Here is a 22,566-nt window from a genome sequence, read left to right as displayed (position 1 = left end):
TGTGATTCACGCAAACCGCAAGGAGCATCCATGCGACATTACGAAGTTGTCTTCATCGTCCACCCGGACCAGTCCGAACAGGTGCCGGCGATGATCGAGCGCTACAAGGCGCTCGTGACCCAGCGTGGCGGCCAGATCCATCGTCTTGAAGACTGGGGTCGTCGTCAGCTGGCTTACCCGATCCAGAAGGTTCACAAGGCTCACTACGTCCTGATGAACATCGAGACGGATCAGGAAGCGCTCACCGAACTCGAACACGCGTTCAAGTTCAACGACGCCGTCCTGCGCCACCTCACCATCAAGATGAAGAAGGCCGTCACTGCGCCGTCTCCGATGATGAAGGAAGAGAAGGCCAAGTCGCTGACCCCGGCACCTGCTGCCGACGAAGCCAAGACCGCCGAAGCCTGAGTCGCCTGACTCCCGGGCCACCGGAGGTGATGCGTAACGCACTGGTTCTGGATGGAGTGATCGCCGAATGCGGCGTACTCCGCAGAACGCCGGCAGGAATGCCGGTCCTCGAATTCAGCCTCGAACATGTCTCACGGCAGATCGAAGCCGGGATCGAGCGGGAAGTGCGGTGCGAGGTTTCCGTCCTGGCCTTGGGTGATGCCGCGCTGTCCGCGCAGGCTCGCCGCCCGGGTGACAAGGTGACGCTCACCGGATTTCTCGCAGCGCGTAGCGCGCGGCACAAGGGTCTGGTGATGCATGTGAATACGATCGAAATTTTGGAAGGGAACTGAAAATGGCTTTCAGACCGAAGAAAAAAGATGACAAGAAGGGCGGCAACCGCCGCGGCGGGCTCTTCAAGCGTCGCAAGTTCTGCCGTTTTACGGCTGAAAAAGTCGAGCTGATCGACTACAAGGACGTCGACGTCCTCAAGGAATTCGTGACCGAAACCGGCAAGATCATGCCGGCCCGTATCACCGGCACCAAGGCCGGCTATCAGCGTCAGCTGCAGGCTGCTATCAAGCGCGCCCGCTTCCTGGCCCTGCTGCCGTTCTGCGACCTGCACGACTAATCGGGTCGAAGAGGAATCACCATGCAAATCATTCTGCTCGAAAAGGTCATCAACCTCGGCAACCTCGGCGATGTCGTCAAGGTCAAGGACGGTTACGCCCGTAACTTCCTGATCCCGAACGGCAAGGCCAAGCGCGCTACCGCTGACAACCTGGCTGCCTTCGAAGCCAAGCGCGCTGAACTTGAGCGCGTTGCTGCCGAGAAGCTGGCTGCTGCTCAGGAACTGGCCGGCAAGCTGGACGGCACCACCGTTCAGATCGTTCGCAAGGCTGGTGTCGATGGCCGTCTGTTCGGCTCCGTCACCAATGCCGACGTCGCCGAAGCGCTCAACGCGCAAGGCTTCTCGGTTGAGAAGGCTGCGGTTCGCATGCCGCTCGGCCCGATCAAGGCTATCGGCGACAACGCGCTGCAAGTCGCGCTGCACACCGATGTGCTGGTCAACGTGACGGTGTCGGTGCTCGGCGAGAACTAAGCCGAACCCGCTGCTGCATGTGAAACGGCCCGCTTTTGCGGGCCGTTTTTTTTGAGCGCGGTGTCGGCCGTGTAGCCAACACGCAGCGTTCAGTGCAGTTTGATGCGCGGATTGCGCATACGGTCGATGGCCTCGACCCAGGTTGCCAGCCAGGTGCGAAACATGCCGTTGATCGCAACCTGATGCTTCTTGTAGAGCGACCAGTACATCCACTTGGCGAACATGCCCTCGATGAACACGCCGCCGCTGGCCACGCGCCCCATCAGGCTCCCCACCGTGCTGTATTCACCAAGCGAAACCAGCGAACCATGGTCGTGGTAGCGGAAGGGCAGGCCTGGCTTGCCGGCCAGCACCCGCGGAATGGTCTTGGCGAGCAGCAGCGCTTGCTGATGTGCCGCCTGGGCGCGCGGCGGCACCATCGCCTTGCCGCTATCGTCCATCGGGCATGCAGCGCAATCGCCCATCGCGTAGATCGACGGGTCGCGCGTGCTGCGCAAGGTGCGATCGACCACCAGCTGGTTGATCCGGTTGGTTTCAAGCCCGTCGATGTCGCGCAGAAAATCCGGCGCCTTGATGCCCGCGGCCCACACCGTCAGGCCACTCGGGATGAACTTGCCGCTGCCCATCCGCACGCCTTCGGCGCTGACTTCGACAACCTTTTCGTTCGTGTGCAGATCGATGTCGAGCTTGCGCAGCTCTCGCGACACGGCCGACGACACGCGCTCGGGCAGCAGCGGCAGGACGCGTGGCGCGGCGTCGACGATCGAGATCTTCAGATCGCGTTCCGGATGCAGGTTCTCCAGCCCGAAGCTCGCCATGATGCGGGCGGTCATATGCAGTTCGGCGGCGAGCTCCACGCCCGTCGCGCCGCCGCCGATGATCGCCACGGTGAAGCGGCCTTGACCCGCGGCCGGGCCGCCTGCCTGCGCGCGGATCGAGGCGTCGATCAGTTTGCGGTGGAAGTGCAGCGCGGCGGCGGGTGAGTCCAGCATGATGCTGTGCTCGCGCGCGCCCGGCGTGCCGAAGTCGTTGGTCTGGCTGCCCAGCGCGAACACGAGCGTGTCGTAGGGCAGGCTCGACTCCGGTAGCAGAATCTCGCCTTCAAGCGAGCGTACGGGCGCCAAACGGATCTGCTTGCTGGCTCGATCGAGCCCGGTGAATTCACCCTGCCGAAAACGGAAGTGGTGACGCCGACCGAGCGCAAGGTATTCGATCTCGTCTGCATGGCTGTCGAGCGTGCCTGCCGCAACCTGATGCAGCAGTGGTTTCCAGACGTGCGTGCGGCCGCGGTCGACGAGGGTGATGTCTGCCTTGCCGGGCTTGCCGAGACAGTCGCCGAGTTTGACTGCCAGCTCGAGCCCGCCTGCGCCGCCGCCGACGATGATGATGCGATGGCGCGGTGTTGCGTCAGCCTGTGTCACGTTTGAATCTCCGGTGCTGCTGAAGGACCGGGGACTCTAGCGGCAATGCGCTAGGGGCGACAATCGAATTTCATGATTGACGCATCGGCCGCCGCTATGTCGCGGAAACCCGCGTGAAAGCGGGCGCTCAGAGCAGTACGAGATTGTCGCGGTGGATCAGCTCTGGTTCGTCGACATAACCGAGAATGCTCTCGATTTCATGGCTGGCGTGGCGCGCAATACGGTTTGCCTCACGGCTGGCGTAGTTCGTCAGTCCGCGTGCCAGCGCGCGGCCATCGGGCCCCACGCAGGCGACTACGGCGCCGCGGCCAAATTCACCTTCGACCGAAACCACGCCGACCGGAAGCAGGCTACGACCGGTTTCGAGCGCGCGCACCGCACCCGCGTCGAGATGAAGCGTGCCGGCGAGCTGAAGATGATCCGCCAGCCACTGTTTGCGGGCCGCCAGCGGCGAGCTGGATGCGTAGAGCAGTGTCCCCAGCGATTCACCTTTGGCGAGTCGCAGCAGCGCGTCGGCCTCGCGGCCGCTGGCGATGCAGGTGTGCGTACCGCTGCGTGCACCGCGCTGCGCAGCGCGAATCTTGGTGATCATGCCGCCGCGCGAGATACCGGTGCCGGCACCGCCAGCCATCGCTTCGAGCGACGTGTCTTCGGCGCGTGCTTCGGCCACCAGCGTGGCATCCGGGTCTTTACGTGGGTCGGCGGTGTAGAGGCCTTGCTGGTCGGTCAGGATGATCAGCGCGTCGGCTTCGATCAGATTGGCGACCAGGGCGCCGAGGGTGTCGTTGTCGCCGAACTTGATCTCGTCAGTGACGACTGTGTCGTTCTCGTTGATGATCGGAATCACGCCGAGATCCAGCAGCGTCAGCAGGGTCGAACGTGCATTGAGGTAGCGGGTGCGATCGGCGAGATCTTCGTGCGTCAGCAGCACTTGGGCGGTTTTCAGGCCATGGGCTGAAAAGATGCCCTCGTAGGCTTGCGCGAGGCCCATTTGCCCCACCGCGGCAGCCGCTTGCAGTGCGTGCGTCTCGTGCGGGCGGGTCGTCCAGCCCAGGCGTTGCATGCCGGCTGCAATCGCGCCGGAAGAGACCAGCACGATCTGTCGACCTTCGCGACGCAGCGCCGCGATTTGGCGCGCCCAGTCTTCAAGGGCGGCGAGCGCGAGCCCGCGCCCGTTGTCGGTCACCAGTGCGCTGCCGACTTTCACAACCAGCCGGCGGGCTTCGCGGATCTGCTCGCGCATCGCTTACTTGTCCTCGTCTTCGTCCGTTTCGTCTTCGCTGTCGTCGCCTTCCGCGGCCGCCGCGGCGAGGATTTCTTCCTCGGAGGGGCCGACCGGTTCGGCCGGCAGGCCTTCCTCGTCGTCAACGAACTCCGGCTTCGGTTGGGCGTCGAGGAATTCCTGAATCGCCAGCACCAGCGAACGGCAGTTTTCCCCGTTGATCGCTGCAATCGCAAACCAGCGCTCGACGGGACCGTAGGCTTCGAGGAAGGCTTTGACGCGCGCTTCGCGCTCTTCCTCGTCGAGGAGATCGATCTTGTTGATGATCAACCAGCGCGGTTTGGCGGCGAGTGCCGGGTCGTACTTCTCGAGTTCTGCAACGATCGCCTTCGCTTCACGAACCGGGTCAGTCTCCGGCGAGAAGGGGGCAATGTCGACCAGGTGCAGCAGCACGTTGGTGCGCGCAAGGTGCCGCAGGAAGCGATGTCCAAGCCCGGCGCCGTCTGCAGCACCCTCGATCAGGCCTGGGACGTCGGCGATCACGAAGCTGCGCCCCTCGTCGGTCCGCACTACACCCAGGTTCGGATGCAGCGTGGTGAAGGGATAGTCTGCCACCTTCGGCTTGGCCGCCGAGACCGCGCGGATAAAGGTCGATTTGCCGGCATTCGGCATGCCGAGCAGGCCCACGTCGGCAAGCACCTTGAGTTCCAGATGCAGGCTGCGGCGCTCGCCGGGAATACCCATCGTCTTCTTGCGCGGCGCACGGTTGGTGGCGGTCTTGAAATGCAGATTGCCCAAGCCACCGCGCCCGCCGCGGGCGATCACCACCCGCTTGCCGTCCCGGTTCATGTCGGCGATGCGCTCGCCGGTCTCCAGGTCGGTGATGATCGTTCCGACGGGCATGCGCAGGACGATGTCCTTGCCGCCCTTGCCAAAGCAATCCTTGCTGCCGCCGTTCTCGCCGCGCTCTGCGCGGAAGGTGCGGGTGAAGCGGTAGTCGATCAGCGTGTTCACATTGCGATCGGCCACCACGATGACGTGGCCACCGTGGCCGCCGTCGCCGCCATCCGGGCCGCCCTTGGGGATGTACTTCTCGCGGCGGAAGGAGGCCATACCGTTGCCACCGTCGCCGGCGAGCACATCAATGCGGGCTTCGTCGAAAAATTTCATGCGTTTCTCCTTGCACCGCAGACAGGCGGTCGCACCTAGAGGATGCGACCGCCTCTCTGCAGTGGTTGTGCGCCATCAGAAATGAAAAAGCCCTATCACGCGGATAGGGCTTTTGCTTCCCGACAGCGATGATTACTGCTGGGCGGGCACCACGGTGATGGTGCGGCGGCGGCTCGCGCCCTTGATCACGAACTGAACGACGCCGTCGATCTTCGCGAAGAGGGTGTGATCCTTGCCGATGCCGACGTTGTCGCCCGGGTGGTATTCGGTACCGCGCTGACGAACGAGGATGTTGCCAGCCAGCACGAATTGACCGCCGTAGCGCTTGACGCCGAGGCGTTTCGATTCTGAGTCGCGGCCGTTACGTGAACTGCCGCCGGCTTTTTTGTGTGCCATGTGCGTGACTCCCCGTTATCAGGCCGAGATCGCTTCGATGCGAAGCTCGGTGTAGTTCTGACGATGCCCCTGGTGCTTCTGGTAGTGCTTGCGACGGCGCATCTTGAAAATCGTGACCTTGTCGTGACGGCCTTGAGCGATCACGGTGGCCTTCACGGCAGCACCAGCAACCACAGGCGTGCCGATCTTGACCGACTCGCCTTCACCCACGGCCAGAACCTGGTCCAGGGTGATCTCAGCGCCAACGTCCGCAGGTATCTGTTCTACCTTGATCTTTTGGCCGGCGGACACACGATACTGCTTGCCCCCGGTTTTTACGACCGCGTACATGTTGACTCCGTTCTTTACGAACAACTACGTGGAAAAGCCCGCGACTCTAACTTTTTGCGAGAGCTAAGTCAAGGTTTCTAATCGGGTTTTCCTGTTTTGATCGAAGTGCGCGCCTTGACTCGCCGGCCGCCGCTTCCTAGCATTGCGTCTTTTGTCACGCACGGCCGCACCTTGTCGACCCAAGAACTCTACGCGCCGATTGCCGCCGATATGGCCGCGGTTGATGGCGTGATCCGCCAGCGCCTCCATTCCGATGTGGTGCTCATCCGGCAGGTGGCCGAGTACATCATCGCAGCGGGTGGCAAGCGCTTGCGCCCGGCTTTGCTCCTCTTTGTGGCCAACGCGCTTGGCTATCGAGGCGTCCATCACCATGAACTGGCGGCGGTGGTTGAATTCATTCACACCGCGACCTTGCTTCACGACGACGTCGTGGACGAATCCGCATTGCGTCGTGGCAACAGCACCGCCAACGCAATGTTTGGTAACGCCGCTGCGGTGCTGGTGGGCGACTTCTTGTATTCGCGCGCCTTCCAGATGATGGTGGGCGTGGACGACATGCGCGTGATGCGGGTGTTGGCGGATGCGACCAACGTCATCGCGGAGGGGGAGGTGCTCCAGCTCCTCAATGTCCGCAATGTGGATGTGACGGTCGAAGACTACCTTCGCGTGATTCGCTACAAGACCGCCATGCTGTTTGAGGCAGCTGCGCGGCTCGGCGCAATCCTGGGCGGGTTGGATGAGGCTGGTCAGGAGTCGCTGGCAAGCTTTGGTCGCCACATCGGCACCGCGTTCCAGTTGGTGGATGATGTGCTGGACTACTCCGGTGACGAGGCTCATACCGGCAAGCATGTTGGCGACGATCTTGCCGAGGGCAAGCCGACTTTGCCCCTGATTCATGTGATGCGCCATGGCTCGCAGGAGCACGCCGACGCGGTGCGCCATGCGATCACCGAAGGGGGGCGCGAATCCTACCCTGCAGTGATGGCGGCGATCCGCGCCACTGATGCGCTGGAGCGCACGCGCCAAGCGGCCGTGGAGGAGGTTGCGCTGGCAAAAGCGGGTCTCGTTGCATTACCCCCTTCACATTTCAAAGATTCGCTGCTACAATTGTCGGACTTTGCAGTTGCGAGAGATCACTGATCGGTCGCAGCAAGAAAAACGGGGTGTAGCTTAGCCTGGTAGAGCGCTACGTTCGGGACGTAGAGGCCGGAGGTTCGAATCCTCTCACCCCGACCAGGTTTCATGAAAAACGCCGGCTTTATGCCGGCGTTTTTTCGTTTGTGCGAAAATATTTATATTTTCTGACAAATTTGTTGGTTTTGTTTGCTTGTGTCGTAGTTGCTATGCCATTCGTTGGGGTGTGATGTGGTCGTCAGGCGATCATCGCCTGGGATAATTTGCCCCTCGATTGATTGTGGAGTTCGTGAGCGATTGCATCGCCGCGGCACCGGCGATTAGCAAACAATCCGAACTTTTTTGCGCCGACTCGTGGCGCTGTGGCAACTCGATGCGCGCACCCGTATCTATCTTTGCTGTCTTTTGTCTGCCGATGCGCGCCCGCGCAGCGTTGGGTGCGGGCCGGGCGTTTGCGGGTGTTGTGTGATGTCGGGTTTGCTAAGCGTGTCGTCCTGGACGGCGTGGGCGCCCGGCTTGCCGGATCGCGCTGCGTGGCAGGAGTGGGCCGACGGTCTTCGCACACCTGAGTCCGCCGGTGAGCCCGTGCTGCCGGAAATTCCGGCAATGCTGCGACGCCGGGCTGATCGACTGGCGCGTATGACCTTGCGTGCCGCGTTCGATGTTCTGGGCGATCGAACCGGTTTGCCGGTCGTGTACGTGTCGAGGCATGGATCGGTCGGCCGTTCCGCAGAGTTGCTCGAGGCGCTTGCGCGAGGTGAGACCTTGTCGCCGGCCGGCTTTGCTGCGTCGGTGCACAACGCGGCGCCTGGCTTGCTCGGCATCGTGCGCAAGGATTCGGCGCCGTATACGGCGCTCGCTGCTGAGACGGGCGGGGTCTTCGCGATGCTCGCCGAAGTAATGGCCTTTCTGGCTGATGGTCATGCTGAAGTTCTGGCGATTCTGAGTGATGAGCCGGTGCCCGCCTGCTATTCAAGTTATGTGACTGAGCCTGAGCTCCCTGCCGCTTGGGCGGGCATTTTCCGGCTTGGCGACGGCACCGGCCTGGCGCTGTCGCAAGCGGCGGTGCCAACGCCCGCGTATTCCGAACCAGAGGTGCTGGCTTGGACGCGGTGGTTGGCCGGCGACTCCGTTTCATTCGACTGCGCTCGCGGGTGGCAGGTGCGGCGTGTCTAGTCCGTTTAATCGCGCTTGGCGGATCTTCGCGACCGCGTTCTGCTTCTCGAGTTTCGGGCTCGGCGGACTGGTGCTTGGGCTATTGATCTTTCCGCTGATTCGCATCGCGGTTTGGGAGCGGAACGCGCGCCGCCGTATTTCACGCAACGTGATCCGCTTCGCATTCCGAGTGTTCGTCGCGCAGATGCGCGTGATGGGCATCTATACCTATGAGCTTCGGAACGTCGAGCGGCTGCAGCGGGACGGGCTCCTGGTTGTTGCGAACCATCCGACCTTGATCGACGTCGTGTTCTTAATGTCGCTGGTGCGCAATGCTGATTGCGTGGTGAAGGCGGCGTTGTGGCGTAATCCGTTCACTCGCGGCCCGGTCCAGGCTGCTGACTATGTAAGCAATGGTTCCGGCCCGGAAGTCGTCGATGCCTGCATCGCGTCGGTCCGTAACGGCAGCAACCTGATCATCTTCCCGGAAGGTACGCGCACGGTGCCCGGGTGCCCGCTCTCGTTTCAGCGCGGCGCCGGAAACCTTGCGGTACGGGGTGCGCTTGCGCTGACACCGGTCTATATCCAGTGCAGCCCGATCATGCTGACCAAGGGGGAGAAGTGGTATCGAGTGCCGCTTCGGCGGCCGCATTTTGTGTTTTCCGTGGGGGAAGACATACCCGTCACCCCCTACCTGCGTCCCGATTTGCCTCTTGCTCTCGCGGCCCGGCATCTGACACAGGATCTCGAACGGCATTTCGCCCAGGAGTTGTTGCGCCATGGATGAGTTGTACAAAGAAATCAAACAGATGATCATCGACTGCCTCGACCTCGAGGACATCTCGGTCGACGATATCGACACCGATGCACCGCTGTTCGGCGATGGGCTGGGCCTCGATTCGATCGATGCGCTTGAGCTTGGCGTCGCGCTGCAGAAACATTACGGAATCACGCTGTCAGCTGATTCGAACGAGACGCGCGCGCACTTCGCCAGCGTTGCCGCACTCGCCGAGTTGGTCAAGGCGCGCCGGCGTACGCAGGAGGCTGTATGAACCGCGAGCAGATTTATGCCTGGATCGTGGGCGTGCTTCACGACACTTTCGAGATCGATCCGGCCGACGTGAAACCGGAATCGAATCTCTACACGGATCTCGATATCGACTCGATCGATGCGGTTGATCTCATGCTCCGCGCCAAGGAGCTGACCGGCAAGCGTATGCAGCCCGAGGTCTTCAAGACGGTCCGTACCGTGCAGGACGTGGTGGATGCGCTTTACGGTGTGATGGCCGAAGCCGCCTGACGCACGATGCCCAACGGCGTGCTCGCGCTCTTTGCGATCCTGTTTCCGCTTGCACTTGCGTTTGGCCAGCGCTGGGTGTCGCCTCGCTGGCTGGCGGCTGCGCTGCTGGTCGCGGCCCTGACACGCCTCGTCGTCGGTCCGCGCGATCGTATGGCGTGGACGTGGGTCGGTGCGGCAACGCTGATCGCCGGCTATGCGTTGCTTTCCAATGACGCACTGCCGCTGCGCTTCTACCCCTTGGCGATCAACCTTGGCTTGCTTGCGGTGTTCGGCTGGAGCCTGCTGCATCCGCCAACCGTCATCGAGCGTTTCGCGCGCCTGCAAGAACCGGATCTTCCGGACGCCGCAGTGCCCTATGTCCGGCGCGTGACGCAGGTTTGGTGCGGCTTCTTCGTGATAAACGGCAGCATCTCGCTCGCGACAGCGCTGTGGGCTTCGGACGCGATCTGGGCTTTGTACAACGGTTGCCTGTCTTACGTCGCGATGGGGCTTTTGTTTGCCGCGGAATGGGTGGTCCGTCAGCGCGTCAAGCGGAGGCTTGCCGGTGCTTGATCGCCTTTCGAGCGCGCTGTTACAGGCGCGCGCGCCTGAGACGCCGTTCGCGCTCAGCCACGGCAGCCTCGTTTCCTGGGGGATGTTCCTCGCGCGTGTACGCGCGTGGGCCGCGCGCCTGGGCGAGATGCCGGGCGCGCGATGGGGGCTTTACTGCGGCGACGTCGATGAAGCCGCCGTGCGCCTATTCGGTGCCTGGGCGGCCGGCAAAACGGTCGTACTGCCGGGTGACCTTCTGCCGGCGACACTTCAGCGCTTGCAAGGAGAGGTCGACGGCTGGCTGGCCGGCCCAGCGAGCGCGATCGCAGAGCCCGCGCCGGCTGATTTCGCCCTCGCGGCGCTTGATGGCGAACTGCCAGCCTTGGTCGTCTTCACGTCGGGCACCAGCGGCGCGCCGGTGGCAATCGAAAAACGACTGCGCCAACTGGCTGCCGAACTCGCCGTCATTGAGTCGACCTGGGGAGAGGCGGCAGCCGATGCAACGATTGTGGGCACAGTCTCCCACCAGCACCTTTACGGGCTGCTGTTTCGTTTGCTGTGGCCCGTGGTCAGTGGTCGCGTGCTGCTCGCCCAGCAACTGCTGTATCCCGAGGCCGTCGCCGCCGCATTGGGGGGCCAAGATGCGGTGCTGGTGTCGAGCCCCGCTTATCTGCGACGCTGGCCCGAAGCGCTGGCGCTGCATGCGCTGCCACCAGCGCCGCGCATCGTCTTTTCGTCGGGCGGGCCGCTGGCGCGGGACGCTTCGCTCGCGGTGCGTGGCACCCTGGGTGTGCCCGTGATCGAGGTCTATGGCAGCTCCGAGACGGGTGGCATCGCGTGGCGGAGCCAGTCCGATGCGGCGCTTGATGCGGTGTGGCAGCAGCACGGCTGTGTTGACCTTGAATTCGCGGAGACTGGACTGCGTCTGCGCTCTCCTTTCATGCCCGACCCTGCTGCGTGGTACGACACCGCCGATCGTGCGCAGCCAATCGGGGCGGGCTTCCGTTTGCTGGGTCGCGCCGACCGTATCGTGAAGGTCGAGGAAAAAAGGGTGTCGCTCGACGCGGTTGAGCGCGCACTCACCGGCCAACCTGAAATTGCCGAGGCGCGCTGCTGCGTGCTGCCGGAGGGGCGTTTGGGGGCGGTCCTCGTGTTGAGCGAGACCGGGCATGCCGCGCTTGCTCGGCTTGGTCGTGCGGGGCTGCACGGGTATTTGCGCACTGCGATTGCTGGCGATGTCGAAGCGCTGGCGCTGCCGCGGCGTTGGCGGCATGTCGAAACGATACCGCTCAACGCGCTGGGCAAGACGCCGCAGGCGCTGCTCGTGGCCTTGTTCGGCGCCTCGGCCGAGCAGCCGGAAGCGCAGGTGCTGTCGGTGAGCGATACCCAAGCGGTCGTCGCGTTGGAGGTGGCGGCCTCACTCGCTGCCTTTGAAGGGCATTTTCCCGATACGCCGATCCTGCCGGGTGTCGTACAGCTCGATTGGGCGATGCGCTGGGCACAGGACATGTTCGGCATTGCGGCGCCATTCCGCGGTGTTGATGCCCTGAAGTTCCAGCACGTCGTGCGCCCCGGTTGCCGCTTGGTGCTGTCACTTGAGCATTTGCCTGCGAAGGCGGCCGTGGCCTTTCGGATCACCGATGGCGAACGCCCTTGTGCGAGTGGCCGCCTGATGTTTGGAGCTGCGCGGTGAAGTGCTGCGCCGTGATCCCGGTCTACAACCACGAGCATGCAGTGGGCGGCGTGGTGGCGGCCCTGCGCGCGCAGCGCCTGCCCGTCTTGATGGTGGATGACGGCAGCCGCGCCGAGTGCGCAACGGTGCTAGACGCTCTGGCGGCGGCTGACACTGATGTGACGGTGCTGCGCCGGCAACAGAACGGCGGTAAGGGCGCGGCGGTGTCCGACGGCCTTTGCGCTGCCCATGCGGCAGGCTACACGCACGCCCTGCAGATCGATGCCGACGGCCAGCATGACACGGCTGACGTGCCGCGTTTTCTCGCCGAAGCCGAATCTGCGCCCGACCACGCGATCATCGGTTGCCCGGTCTATGACGCCAGTGTGCCGAAAGGGCGTCTCTACGGGCGCTACGCCACGCATGTATGGGTCTGGATCAACACGCTCTCGTTCCGCATCACCGATTCGATGTGCGGATTCCGCGTCTACCCGCTCGATGCGGTGGTGCCCTTGTTGCAGCGCACCCGCATCGGACGCCGCATGGACTTCGATGTTGAGGTTCTGGTTAGGCTGGACTGGGCCGGCCTGCCGATCCGAAACGTGCCAACCCATGTGCGCTATCCGGAAGGTGGTGTGTCGCACTTCCGCCCGCTGGCGGACAACTTGGCGATTTCGTGGATGCACACGCGCCTGTTCTTCGGCATGTTGCCGAGGGCGCCGCGCCTGCTGCTGCGGCACTTCCGGAGTGCAGCATGAATCGTCCGCAGGCGAGCCCCGCGCCCGGGGCAGGGCAGCCGCCTGCGCGCGGCGCACGGCATTGGGCGCAGATGGACGAGGTGGGCTTCATCTTCGGCATGCGGCTGCTCTATCGCCTGCATCGCGCGCTGGGGCGCCTGCCGTTCCAGTTGGCGCTGTACCCGGTGGTTTTTGTGTATTGGCTGAGCGCGCGCAGCGCACGTGAAGCGTCGCTGGCCTACATCGAGCGCTTGCGGGCGAGTGGCGTCGAGCCCGGGCGCTGGGCATCGCTGCGCCACTTCGTGGCCTTCGCCGAGTGCATTCTCGACAAGCTGATGGTCTGGAATGGCGGACTCGATCCGGCGCGCTGCATCGTCGAGGGGGCCGAATTGTGTGCCGAGGCGTTTCGCGCGCGACGCGGTGGCCTCATTGTCACCGCTCATCTCGGCAACTTCGAGGCCAGCCGGGCGCTGGCGTCGAGCTACCATGACGCCGGCAAGATCCATGTGCTGGTGCACACGCGGCACGCGGCGCGCTTCAACCGGCTGATGGCCGAACTCAATCCGGACAGCCAGCTCAACCTGATTCAGGTGACCGAACTGGATCCGGCGATGGCCATGTTCCTCGCGGAGCGCGTTGCCGACGGCGACTTCATCGTGATGACTGGCGATCGTGTCCCGGTCACGCAGGATGCGGGGGTGCTCGAAGCCCCGTTTCTCGGCAAGGCCGCGCCATTTCCGATCGGCCCCTGGGTGCTGGCAGCGGTGCTGGGCGTACCGGTGTTCCTGATGTGGCCGACCGCTGAAGGCAAGGGTTTTCGCGTGCGTTTCGAGCGCTTCCGCGATCGCATCGTGCTGCCGCGGCGCAACCGCGAAGCGGCCTTGCAGCCGCTGGTGCAGGAGTTCGCCGCGCGCCTTGAGGCGGAAACACGACGCACGCCGTTGCAGTGGTTCAACTTTTTCGATTTCTGGGCGCGCCCCGTGCGCGTGACACATGACTCGCAAGCCTGATTCTGCCATCCGCGTCGGTGGCACCCGCATCCATACGGTCGACGTGGTCGCCGCCAGTCAGCGGCGCGCTGCCGTGGCGCTCGATCCCGCTCCAGCCTTCCGTGATCGCATCGAACGCGGCGCTGCCTTCCTTGACCGCCTGCTGGCGGAAGACGGCGTGATCTACGGCGTGACGACCGGCTACGGCGATTCCTGCACCGTCACGATCCCGCCAGCACTGGTCGCGGAGTTGCCGCACCATCTTTTCACCTACCACGGCTGCGGGCTGGGGCGCTGGCTCACGCCGGAAGAAACACGTGCAGTGCTGGTGGCGCGCCTGACCTCGTTGGCTCAGGGCTTTTCGGGCGTGAGTTGGGGCCTGCTTCGGCAGATCGAAACCCTGCTGGCGCAGGACATCCTGCCGTTGATTCCCGCCGAAGGCTCAGTCGGCGCGAGCGGTGATCTGACGCCGCTCTCGTATGTTGCTGCGGTGCTGTGTGGCGAGCGCCAGGTGTGGGTCGAAGGTTCGATCCGCAACACAGCCGATGTCTTTGCCGAACGCGGCATCACGCCGCTGCGCCTGCGCCCGAAAGAGGGGCTGGCGATCATGAACGGCACCGCGGTGATGACAGGCCTGGCTTGCCTCGCGATTGAGCGCGCCGAATACCTTGCGCGGCTGGCTACGCGCATGACCGGGCTGGCCTGCCTTGCACTCGACGGAAACGCCCACCATTTCGACGAGACGCTGTTCTCGGTGAAGCCGCACGCCGGCCAGCAGGGGGTGGCAGCACGCTTGCGCGCCGATCTGCATTCCGATCGCCCGCCGCGCAACGAGAAGCGCCTGCAGGATCGCTACTCGATCCGCTGTGCGCCGCATGTGATCGGGGTGCTGGAAGATGCGCTGCCATTCCTGCGCACGACACTGGAAAACGAACTCAACAGCGCAAACGACAACCCGATCATCGATCCGGATGGTGAACAGGTGCTGCACGGCGGCCACTTCTACGGCGGCCATGTCGCATTTGCCATGGATAGCCTGAAGAACCTCGTCGCGAACCTCGCCGACCTGATGGACCGCCAGATGGCGTTGCTGGTCGATACCCGCTTCAACCATGGGCTACCGTCCAACCTGTCCGGCGCCAGCGGCGAGCGCGCGCCGATCAACCACGGCCTCAAGGCGCTGCAGATTTCGCTGTCGGCCTGGACTGCCGAAGCGCTGAAGCTGACGATGCCGGCCTCGGTGTTCTCGCGCTCGACCGAGTGCCATAACCAGGACAAGGTCAGCATGGGCACGATCGCTGCGCGCGATGCGTTGCGTGTGCTGGAACTGGTGGAGCAAGTTGCGGCCGGGCATCTGATCGCGGTGCGCCAGGGCGTCGCGCTGCGGCGCGCGCAGCAGGCCGTCGAGCTGACGGAAGAACTCGGCGAGTTCGTTGCCGACCTTGATCAGTTGATTCCTTTCGTAGCCGAAGATCGCGCGCTCGACGCTGACTTGCATCGCGTGCTCGGGGCGCTGCGCAGCCAGCGCTGGGGGCTGTATGCGTGACAACTGGCAGGCCGAGATCGAGATCGAGGTGCCTTTCCACGACCTCGACCCGATGGAAGTCGTTTGGCACGGTAACTATGTGCGTTACTTCGAACGCGCCCGCCATGCCTTGCTGCAGGGCCTGGACTACGACTATCCGCAGATGCGTGATTCGGGCTATGCCTGGCCTGTGATCGACATGTCGGTCCGTTACGCACGCCCTGCACGTTTTGCGCAGCGCCTGCGCGTGTCTGCCCGCATCGTCGAATGGGAAAACCGGCTGCGCATCCGTTACGAAGTGCGTGATGCAGCCAGCGGCGAGCGCTTGACCAAGGGCGAGACGATCCAGGTGGCGGTGGAGATCGCCAACGGCGAGATGTGCTTCGTTTCGCCGCCGGTCCTGTTTGAGAAGCTTGGGGTGAGCCTGTGATTCGCTTGTTGTGTGCGTTGAGCCTGTCGCTGGTGGCCTCCGTTGCGCATGCGGCCGACCCGTTGGTCGACAAGGTGCGTGGCTTGTTGCAGCAGCCACCGGTGGTGAGCGGCCGCTTTGAACAGGTGCGTGAGCTGAGTGGTTTTCCGAAGCCAGTCGCTTCGCGGGGGCGCTTCATCGTCGCCCGCGACCGCGGCGTGTTGTGGCAGACCGAAGCCCCGTTCGCGAGCAGCGTGCGGCTCACCAAGGGGGAGATCCTGCAGAAGGCGGGTGACACGGTGACGATGCGCATGTCGGCGGACAAGGAGCCCGCGGTGCGCGCGATCAACGGCGTGATGTTCGCGCTGCTCTCTGGCGATATCGCTCAGCTCGAACAGCGTTTCACGGTAACCGGCAAGGTCGACGGCAATCGCTGGTCCTTGAGCCTTGCGCCGCGCGAAGCGTCGATGGCGCAGGTGTTGTCGAAGATCGATCTGGCGGGGCAACGCTTCGTCGAATCGGTGGACATGCTCGACGCCAACGGTGACCGCACCCGTATTCGCCTGCTTGATATCGTGCCGGCAGCGGCGTTGGGCAAGGCCGAGGCCGCGCAGTTTGACTGATTCACCTTCGGCCCCCCACGCTCGCGACGAAGTCTCGTGGCTGCCGGAAGGTGGCTGGCGCGCACTCGCCTGCGTGTGGCTGTTGCTCGTGCTTGCCGCCTGCGCGCACTTGGGCTGGCTCTGGCAGGTAGAGCGGCCAAGGCCGGATTCCGACGTGATGGCGTTGTTGCCGCAGGACGACCGTGACCCGGTTGCCGAGGCGGCTTTTGCGCGCATGGCCTCGTCGGCCGAACGGCGTGTGGTGGTGATGGTTGGCGCGCGCGACGCAGCGACCACGCGTAAGGCTGTGGATGCGTGGCTGAGCGGGATCGACGGTGTGCCGGCATCGGTGCGCCACCGGGTCAGCGGTGGAGACCTCGCCGCATGGCGCGCGTTTCTTGCGCCTTATCGCGGCGGCCTGATCAGCGATGCGGGCCGGGGCGTGCTCGCTCAGGGTGCCGACAAACAGGCGGACCATGCGCTGGCGCGACTCTTCTCGCCGGCGGGCGGTGGCGGTCTGGCCTGGCGCGAAGATCCGCTCGGCTTGTTCGGCGACTGGATGATGGATCAGGCCGGTGGGCAGCGCGTGCGCACCGTTGATGGCCGCCTGTGGGTGTCAGCGGAAGGGCGTGAATGGGGCGTCGTGCTACTGACGCTGAAGGAGGGCGCTTTCTCGCTCGACGCGCAGCAAAACCTGATGGAACACCTCGGCCTGGCCCGGCAGCGCGCCGTGGGTGCTGCGCCGGATGCCGAGATCCTGATCGCCGGTGTGGCGCCGATTGCTGCGGTGATCGCGAGCGAGGCGCGCAATGAATTCGCCGCGATTGGTCTCGGCTCGACCTTCGGGGTGACCCTGCTGGTGTTTCTGATCTTCCGCCGCCCGGGTGCCTTGGTGCTGTCGCTGTTGCCGCTGTTCATCGGCACTCTCTGTGCAATGAGCGCCACCTGGCTGGTCTTCGAGCGTGTGCATGTGCTGACGCTGGTGTTCGGCGCCAGCCTGATCGGCGTCGGCGTGGATTACGGTGTGCACTTTCTCGCCGCCGGCATTGGCGAGCAGCCCTTCGACCCAAAGCGCCGGCGCGACCAGCTCAACCCGGGGCTCTGGCTCGCGATGGTGACGACGGTGCTGGCCTATGTCGCGCTCGCGTTGGCACCCTTCCCAGGATTGCGCCAAATGGCGCTGTTCTCAGGCGTCGGCCTCGTCGCCGCGTGGCTCACTGTAATCCTGTGGTTTCCCTATCTTCAGTGGCGCGCCACGCATGGCACAAGCGTTGGCACCTGGATGGGCCATCTGCGAGCGATCTGGCCGACGTTTGGGCGTGGGCCGATGGGCATTGCGATGGCGCTTGCCACCCTGACCGTGCTGGTACTCGGACTCGCGCAGATCAAGGTTCAGGACGACGTGCGTGCGCTGCAGTCGGCGCCGCCGGCCTTGCTGGCAGAGCAGGCACACGTTGCGCAACTCGCCGGCGTGCCGAGTCCAGCGCAGTTCTTCGTGGTGCAGGCGGGCAGCGCGGAAGCGGTGCTGCAGGCGCAGGAGGCGCTGGCAGCGCGCCTGGCCGCTCGTGTTGCCGACGGCACGCTGAGCGGCTACGACATGCTTGCCCGACACATTCCATCGCAAGCCCGGCAAGCAGCCGATTGTGCAGCGCTGCAAACGGTGTATCGCGCGCCGCAATGGCGCGAGCGCATCGAGGCGACCACCGGTTTCGACCCGGCGCTGATGGCCGATCGACTGGCCTGCAAACCGCTGGCTTTCGACGACTGGCTCAAGCATCCGGTGTCCGAGCCCTTCCACAGCCTATGGCTGGGCCGAATCGGCGCGCAGTTCGCAGGGGTCGTGCTGTTGAGCGGCGTGACCGGGGCCGCATCGCTGGATCGTCTGCGCACGCTGGGCGAGGGGATTCCCGGCGTGAGCTGGGTCGACAAGCCGGGCCGCATATCGAGCGTCATCGCGCGTTACCGCGGGCTGATGAGCGGCGTGATCGTACTTGGCTACCTCGGCTCCTTCTGGCTGCTGTGGCGTCGCTATGGCCGCGAAACCTGGCGTGCGGTGGTGCCGACTGTGCTGGCGAGTTTGCTTGCGGCTGCTGCGCTGGGCATCGCTGGCCTGCCATTTCAGCTGTTCGCAGTGCTGGGGCTGTTCATCGTGCTCGGCATGGGCATCGACTACGGCATCTTCCTGCTCGAGCATCCGCGCAATGACGATGGGAATCCGTGGCTCGCCGTCACACTGTCTGCATTCAGCACCCTGCTGTCGTTCGGCTTGCTCGCGCTGTCGCACACCCCGGCGCTGCGGGTCTTTGGCTTGGTGTGTCTGGTCGGCGTAGGTGCATCGTGGCTGCTGGCGCCGGCTTTCGCGCGCAAGGAGCGGGCATGAGAAGCTGGCTGCTGGCCTTGCTGACGTTGCTTGCGGCGTGCGCCGGGCCGTCACCCAATGAAGTGCCGCTGGGTTACGTTGCACCGGCTGCCTTTGGCCGCACGCTGACGCTGACGCAGCAGATCACCGTGGTCGCCATGGGCGAATCGCGCAGTTTCGAGGCGGTGGTGGCCATCGATCCGGAGCGCATCGACCTTGCTGCGCTGGCGATGGGGCGTCGGATGATCGCCGTGCATCTGGACGCCGGCGGTCTGCGTGAAGACCGCAGTCCGCTGGTGCCCGAGGCAGTGTCGGGAGCGCGTATCCTGCGCGACCTGCAGCTGGCGTACTGGCCGCGCGAGGCGCTCGCGGCGGCCCTGCCAGCTGGCTGGTCGGTGGAGGAGGGGGCGCATAGCCGCGACGTGCTGCTCAACGGCGCGACCATCCTGCATATCGAGTATTCCGGCGAGCCTCGCTGGCGGGGGCGGACGACGCTTGAGCACCGCCGCTTTGGCTATCGCCTGACGATTGATTCTGAAGAAGCATGAGCACGATCTATCTGAACCACCTGGGCCTGCTGTGCGCGTTGGGCGATAGCCCGAGCGAAGTGGCCGCCGCGCTGCAAGCAGGGGAATCGCCGGGCATGCGCATGCGCGAGGGCTACCTTGCCGGGCGCGAGGTGATGGTCGGCGAGGTACGGGCGGCGCTGCCGTCGGTCGCGCACTTGCCGCTGCGTCAGCGCAGCCGCAACAACGCGCTGATGCTCGCAGCCCTGGCGCAGATCCGCCCGCAGGTCGATGCCGCGATCGCGCGCGTCGGAGCGCATCGCGTGGCCGTGGTACTCGGCACCAGCACATCGGGCATTGCCGAGGGTGAGCAGGCGATGCGCGAGCGGGTGGCGCAGGGCGAATTCCCGCCGGCATACCACTATGGGCAGCAGGAACTCGGGTCGCCGGCGCAATGCCTCGCCGAGACACTGGGGACTTCTGGCCCGATCTACACGATTTCCACGGCATGTTCGTCGAGTGCGCGTGCGCTGATCTCGGCTGCGCGGCTGTTACGTGCGGGCTTGGCCGATGTGGTGATCGCCGGCGGGGTAGACAGCCTGTGCGCATTCACCGTCAGCGGGTTTGCCGCGCTGGATTCGGTGAGTACGGAGCGCTGTAACCCGTTCTCGCGCAACCGCCACGGCATCAATATCGGCGAAGGCGCCGCGTTGTTCCTGGTGTCCCGTGAGCCGGCTGCGGTGAGCCTTACGGGCTGGGGCGAGAGCGCCGACGCGCACCACATGTCGGCGCCAGACCCGGAAGGGCGCGGTGCGGAAGCTTCGATGCGCGAGGCGCTGCGAAGGGCGGGCCTGGCTCCCGAGAACATCGACTACGTCAATGTGCATGGCACGGCGACGCCGCACAATGACGCGATGGAAGCACCGGCGATTGCGCGTGTGCTGGGAACGTCGGTGCCCGTCAGTTCAACCAAGCCGCTTACCGGCCATACGCTGGGCGCGGCGGGTGCGATCGAGGCTGCACTTGCCTGGCTCGCACTGCAGCCGGACAACGTTGACGGTTGGTTGCCACCGCATCTGTGGGATGGCGAGCCGGATCCGGCGCTCCCGGCCCTTTGCCTGGCTACCGCGGGCACGCGTCTGGGGCGCCGCCCGCGTCATGTGTTGTCGAATTCCTTTGCATTCGGCGGCAACAATGCGAGCCTCATTCTGGGGGCGGAACCATGATGCCTGCAATCGAATCGCTGCTGCCCCATCGTGGGCGCATGCGGCTGGTTGATCGGCTAGTCTCGCATGAAGGCGACGCCGTCCTGTGTGAGCTGACGGTTCGCGACGATCCGCTCTTCTGCCACGACGGGAGCGTCGGTGCTTGGGTCGGTATCGAGTACATGGCCCAGACCGTCGCGGCGCTCATTGGCGTGCGGGCGCAGAAGGCGGGTGCGCCGGTGAAGATTGGTTTGCTGTTGGGCGCGCGTCGCTATGTGGCCCATGTGCCGGGGTTTGCGCCGGGCGATGTGCTGCAGGTAGCGGCCTGTCAGGTTTTTCAGGGTGACAACGGGCTGGCGGCGTTCGATGCGCGGATCACGCGCGATGGTGCCGTAGTGGCGGAGGCGACGCTGTCGGCTTTCCAGCCTGACGATGTGAACGTTTTTCTGAAGGGTTCTGAAGCATGAACCGGACGGTTCTTGTCACGGGTTCCAGTCGTGGAATCGGACGTGGTGTGGCGCTGCAGCTTGCGCGCGATGGATTCGATGTTGTGCTGCATTGCCGCAGCAGGCGCGAGGAGGCGCTCGCCGTAGCGGCGGAGATCGAATCGCTCGGGCGCGCAGCGCGCGTGCTGCAGTTCGACGTATCCGACCGTGCCGCAGCGCGCGCTGCGTTGGATGCGGACGTGGGTGCCAACGGCGCCTACTGGGGCGTTGTCCTGAATGCCGGCATCACACGCGACACGGCTTTCCCGGCGATGGCGGAAGACGATTGGGACGCCGTGCTGCGGACCAATCTGGATGGTTTCTACAACGTGCTGCATCCGTTGGTAATGCCGATGGTGCAGCTGCGGCAGGGCGGTCGGATCGTGACGCTGGCCTCTGTCTCAGGTGTCATCGGCAACCGCGGGCAGGTGAACTACAGCGCATCGAAAGCCGGCCTGATCGGCGCGACAAAGGCGCTGTCGCTGGAACTTGCGAAACGTCGTATCACGGTGAACTGCGTTGCGCCGGGGCTGATCGAGACCGACTTGACGAGCGATATGCCAGCCGAGATTCGCGACATGATCCCGCTGCGCCGCGCCGGCACGGTGTCGGAAGTCGCCGGTACCGTGGCGTTTTTGATGAGCGAGGCGGCGGCCTACATTACGCGGCAAGTGATCGTGGTGGACGGAGGATTGGCAGGATGAAGCGCGTCGTGATTACCGGCGTGGGGGCAATCAGCCCGCTAGGCCACGACTGGGAAACAGTGTCGGCGCGTCTGAAGGGCTCGCAGAATGCAATCCAGGTGATGGACGACTGGGCTCAGTACGAGGGCCTCAACACACGCCTGGGTGCACCGGCCGCCCCCTTCGAATTGCCGGCCCACTACAACCGTAAAACCACACGAAGCATGGGGCGTAATGCGCTGATGGCCGTGCGTGCCAGCGAAGTTGCGTTGGGTGACGCAGGTCTGCTTGGCGACCCATTGGTGCAGAGCGGCCGCATGGGTATTTCGTATGGCTCGTCCGCCGGTACGCCGAATTCGATGGGCGACTTCGGCAACATGCTTAACAACAAGACGGTCGAAGGCATCAACGCCACCACCTACATCAAGATGATGGCGCACACCGCGCCGGTGAACATCGCGGTCTTCTTCGGCATGACCGGCCGAGTCATCACGACTTCCAGCGCGTGCACCTCCGGCAGCCAGGGCGTGGGCTACGCCTTCGAGGCGATCCGCAGCGGCGCCCAGCTGGCGATGCTCGCAGGCGGTTCGGAGGAACTTTGCGCCACCGAGGCGGCTGTGTTCGACACGCTGTTCGCGACCTGTGTATCGAACGACACCCCGCAGCTTGTGCCACGCCCCTTCGATGCAAAGCGCGATGGTTTGGTGCTCGGCGAAGGTGCCGGCACACTGGTGCTGGAAGAGTACGAACACGCGAAGGCCCGCGGCGCGAAGATCTACGCCGAGATCGTCGGCTTCGGCACCAACTGCGACGGCTCGCATGTCACGAATCCGCGTTCGGAAACCATGGGCCGTGCGATGCTGCTGGCGCTGGAGAGCGCTGGCCTGTCGCCGGACGAAATCGGGTACGTCAACGCACACGGTACGGCGACCGAGCAGGGTGATATTGCCGAGTCGCAAGCGACGGCACGGGTCTTTGGCCGCGCGGTGCCCTTCAGTTCGCTCAAGAGCTACATGGGCCACACCCTCGGCGCCTGCGGCGCGCTGGAGGCCTGGATGTCGGTGCGGATGATGAACGAAGGCTGGTTCTCGCCGACGCTCAACCTCACCGAGATCGACCCACGCTGCGGCGACCTTGACTACATCCGTGACGGGATCCGCGCGATCGACACCGGCTACGTCATGTCCAACAACTTCGCGTTCGGCGGCATCAACACTTCGTTGATCTTCCGGCGTGTCTGATTTCT

The 22,566-nt window shown here is 64.4% G+C and carries 27 protein-coding genes and 1 tRNA gene; 23 read left to right on the top strand and 5 right to left on the bottom strand.

Annotated elements, in window-relative coordinates; all coding sequences use genetic code 11:
- The first annotated feature begins 30 nt into the window (after window positions 1-30).
- The 4 genes from rpsF to rplI are packed head-to-tail and all read left to right on the top strand — an operon-like array spanning window position 31 to window position 1,489.
- A complete protein-coding gene (rpsF, locus tag JY500_RS15465) occupies window positions 31-408 on the top strand; it encodes a 30S ribosomal protein S6 (protein WP_172197539.1) in 378 nt (125 codons plus the stop codon).
- 29 nt (window positions 409-437) lie between these two features.
- The gene (gene priB / locus JY500_RS15460; RefSeq protein ID WP_172197542.1) at window positions 438-740 is read left to right on the top strand and encodes a primosomal replication protein N; all 303 of its coding nucleotides are present in this window, start codon (window positions 438-440) and stop codon (window positions 738-740) included.
- A gap of 2 nt (window positions 741-742) precedes the next feature.
- Window positions 743-1,018, top strand: coding sequence for a 30S ribosomal protein S18 (rpsR, locus tag JY500_RS15455; RefSeq protein WP_172197545.1), 276 nt, complete (start codon window positions 743-745; stop codon window positions 1,016-1,018).
- A 21-nt stretch (window positions 1,019-1,039) separates the two neighbouring features.
- Window positions 1,040-1,489, top strand: coding sequence for a 50S ribosomal protein L9 (gene rplI, locus JY500_RS15450; protein ID WP_172197548.1), 450 nt, complete (start codon window positions 1,040-1,042; stop codon window positions 1,487-1,489).
- Window positions 1,490-1,578: 89 nt separating this feature from the next.
- Here the strand turns inward: rplI and JY500_RS15445 are convergent, their stop codons facing one another.
- From JY500_RS15445 to rplU, 5 genes are all read right to left on the bottom strand, one after another.
- Window positions 1,579-2,910 carry an NAD(P)/FAD-dependent oxidoreductase gene (locus JY500_RS15445; RefSeq protein WP_206253719.1) on the bottom strand — a complete coding sequence of 444 codons (1,332 nt, stop codon included), beginning with the start codon at window positions 2,908-2,910 and terminating at the stop codon, window positions 1,579-1,581.
- Window positions 2,911-3,037: 127 nt separating this feature from the next.
- Window positions 3,038-4,153, bottom strand: a complete 1,116-nt coding sequence (gene proB / locus JY500_RS15440) for a glutamate 5-kinase (protein WP_172197554.1) — start codon at window positions 4,151-4,153, stop codon at window positions 3,038-3,040.
- A gap of 3 nt (window positions 4,154-4,156) precedes the next feature.
- Window positions 4,157-5,302: an Obg family GTPase CgtA gene (gene cgtA / locus JY500_RS15435; protein WP_206253718.1), complete on the bottom strand. Its 1,146-nt coding sequence runs from the start codon at window positions 5,300-5,302 to the stop codon at window positions 4,157-4,159.
- 132 nt (window positions 5,303-5,434) lie between these two features.
- On the bottom strand, window positions 5,435-5,698 hold the full coding sequence (rpmA, locus tag JY500_RS15430) for a 50S ribosomal protein L27 (protein ID WP_172197560.1): 264 nt from the start codon (window positions 5,696-5,698) through the stop codon (window positions 5,435-5,437).
- Between the two features lie 18 nt (window positions 5,699-5,716).
- Window positions 5,717-6,028, bottom strand: coding sequence for a 50S ribosomal protein L21 (rplU, locus tag JY500_RS15425; protein WP_183634247.1), 312 nt, complete (start codon window positions 6,026-6,028; stop codon window positions 5,717-5,719).
- Between the two features lie 171 nt (window positions 6,029-6,199).
- Here rplU and JY500_RS15420 point away from each other — a divergent pair, with 171 nt between their 5' ends.
- The 19 genes from JY500_RS15420 (at window position 6,200) to JY500_RS15330 (ending at window position 22,561) form a co-directional block, all read left to right on the top strand.
- Window positions 6,200-7,168, top strand: coding sequence for a polyprenyl synthetase family protein (locus JY500_RS15420; protein ID WP_172197566.1), 969 nt, complete (start codon window positions 6,200-6,202; stop codon window positions 7,166-7,168).
- A 19-nt stretch (window positions 7,169-7,187) separates the two neighbouring features.
- Window positions 7,188-7,264, top strand: a tRNA-Pro gene (locus tag JY500_RS15415).
- A gap of 366 nt (window positions 7,265-7,630) precedes the next feature.
- Entirely contained in the window at window positions 7,631-8,338 is a 708-nt protein-coding gene (locus tag JY500_RS15410) for a beta-ketoacyl synthase chain length factor (protein WP_206253717.1), read from the top strand.
- The gene (locus JY500_RS15405) at window positions 8,331-9,104 is read left to right on the top strand and encodes a lysophospholipid acyltransferase family protein (RefSeq protein WP_206253716.1); all 774 of its coding nucleotides are present in this window, start codon (window positions 8,331-8,333) and stop codon (window positions 9,102-9,104) included. The genes JY500_RS15410 and JY500_RS15405 overlap by 8 nt, the downstream gene beginning before the upstream one ends.
- Entirely contained in the window at window positions 9,097-9,369 is a 273-nt protein-coding gene (locus JY500_RS15400) for a phosphopantetheine-binding protein (protein ID WP_172197575.1), read from the top strand. The genes JY500_RS15405 and JY500_RS15400 overlap by 8 nt, the downstream gene beginning before the upstream one ends.
- Entirely contained in the window at window positions 9,366-9,617 is a 252-nt protein-coding gene (locus JY500_RS15395) for an acyl carrier protein (protein ID WP_172197578.1), read from the top strand. Before JY500_RS15400 ends, JY500_RS15395 begins: the two co-directional genes overlap by 4 nt.
- 6 nt (window positions 9,618-9,623) lie before the next feature.
- Window positions 9,624-10,169 (top strand): COG4648 family protein, encoded by a 546-nt coding sequence (locus JY500_RS15390; protein ID WP_206253715.1) that lies wholly within the window; start codon window positions 9,624-9,626, stop codon window positions 10,167-10,169.
- Window positions 10,162-11,841 carry an ApeI family dehydratase gene (locus JY500_RS15385; RefSeq protein WP_206253714.1) on the top strand — a complete coding sequence of 560 codons (1,680 nt, stop codon included), beginning with the start codon at window positions 10,162-10,164 and terminating at the stop codon, window positions 11,839-11,841. Before JY500_RS15390 ends, JY500_RS15385 begins: the two co-directional genes overlap by 8 nt.
- The gene (locus JY500_RS15380) at window positions 11,838-12,578 is read left to right on the top strand and encodes a glycosyltransferase family 2 protein (RefSeq protein ID WP_246479648.1); all 741 of its coding nucleotides are present in this window, start codon (window positions 11,838-11,840) and stop codon (window positions 12,576-12,578) included. The genes JY500_RS15385 and JY500_RS15380 overlap by 4 nt, the downstream gene beginning before the upstream one ends.
- Window positions 12,575-13,567, top strand: coding sequence for a lysophospholipid acyltransferase family protein (locus JY500_RS15375; RefSeq protein WP_206253712.1), 993 nt, complete (start codon window positions 12,575-12,577; stop codon window positions 13,565-13,567). The genes JY500_RS15380 and JY500_RS15375 overlap by 4 nt, the downstream gene beginning before the upstream one ends.
- Window positions 13,551-15,092: an HAL/PAL/TAL family ammonia-lyase gene (locus JY500_RS15370; RefSeq protein ID WP_206253711.1), complete on the top strand. Its 1,542-nt coding sequence runs from the start codon at window positions 13,551-13,553 to the stop codon at window positions 15,090-15,092. Before JY500_RS15375 ends, JY500_RS15370 begins: the two co-directional genes overlap by 17 nt.
- A complete protein-coding gene (locus JY500_RS15365) occupies window positions 15,085-15,501 on the top strand; it encodes an acyl-CoA thioesterase (protein WP_172197596.1) in 417 nt (138 codons plus the stop codon). The genes JY500_RS15370 and JY500_RS15365 overlap by 8 nt, the downstream gene beginning before the upstream one ends.
- Entirely contained in the window at window positions 15,498-16,103 is a 606-nt protein-coding gene (locus JY500_RS15360; RefSeq protein ID WP_206253710.1) for an outer membrane lipoprotein carrier protein LolA, read from the top strand. Before JY500_RS15365 ends, JY500_RS15360 begins: the two co-directional genes overlap by 4 nt.
- Window positions 16,096-18,462, top strand: coding sequence for an MMPL family transporter (locus tag JY500_RS15355; RefSeq protein ID WP_206253709.1), 2,367 nt, complete (start codon window positions 16,096-16,098; stop codon window positions 18,460-18,462). The genes JY500_RS15360 and JY500_RS15355 overlap by 8 nt, the downstream gene beginning before the upstream one ends.
- Window positions 18,459-18,989: a DUF3261 domain-containing protein gene (locus tag JY500_RS15350; RefSeq protein WP_206253708.1), complete on the top strand. Its 531-nt coding sequence runs from the start codon at window positions 18,459-18,461 to the stop codon at window positions 18,987-18,989. The genes JY500_RS15355 and JY500_RS15350 overlap by 4 nt, the downstream gene beginning before the upstream one ends.
- Entirely contained in the window at window positions 18,986-20,173 is a 1,188-nt protein-coding gene (locus tag JY500_RS15345; protein ID WP_206253707.1) for a beta-ketoacyl-[acyl-carrier-protein] synthase family protein, read from the top strand. The genes JY500_RS15350 and JY500_RS15345 overlap by 4 nt, the downstream gene beginning before the upstream one ends.
- Window positions 20,173-20,619 (top strand): hotdog family protein, encoded by a 447-nt coding sequence (locus JY500_RS15340; RefSeq protein WP_206253706.1) that lies wholly within the window; start codon window positions 20,173-20,175, stop codon window positions 20,617-20,619. The genes JY500_RS15345 and JY500_RS15340 overlap by 1 nt, the downstream gene beginning before the upstream one ends.
- Complete coding sequence (locus tag JY500_RS15335) at window positions 20,616-21,341, top strand: 3-ketoacyl-ACP reductase FabG2 (protein WP_206253705.1); 726 nt, start codon at window positions 20,616-20,618, stop codon at window positions 21,339-21,341. The genes JY500_RS15340 and JY500_RS15335 overlap by 4 nt, the downstream gene beginning before the upstream one ends.
- Window positions 21,338-22,561, top strand: coding sequence for a beta-ketoacyl-ACP synthase (locus JY500_RS15330; RefSeq protein WP_206253704.1), 1,224 nt, complete (start codon window positions 21,338-21,340; stop codon window positions 22,559-22,561). Before JY500_RS15335 ends, JY500_RS15330 begins: the two co-directional genes overlap by 4 nt.
- Window positions 22,562-22,566 lie beyond the last annotated feature (5 nt).

It is taken from the genome of Niveibacterium microcysteis (genome assembly GCF_017161445.1).
GTDB classification, from domain to species: Bacteria; Pseudomonadota; Gammaproteobacteria; order Burkholderiales; family Rhodocyclaceae; genus Niveibacterium; species Niveibacterium microcysteis.
Note: the sequence above shows the minus strand (reverse complement) of the source record. Positions and strands in the feature narration are given on the sequence as shown.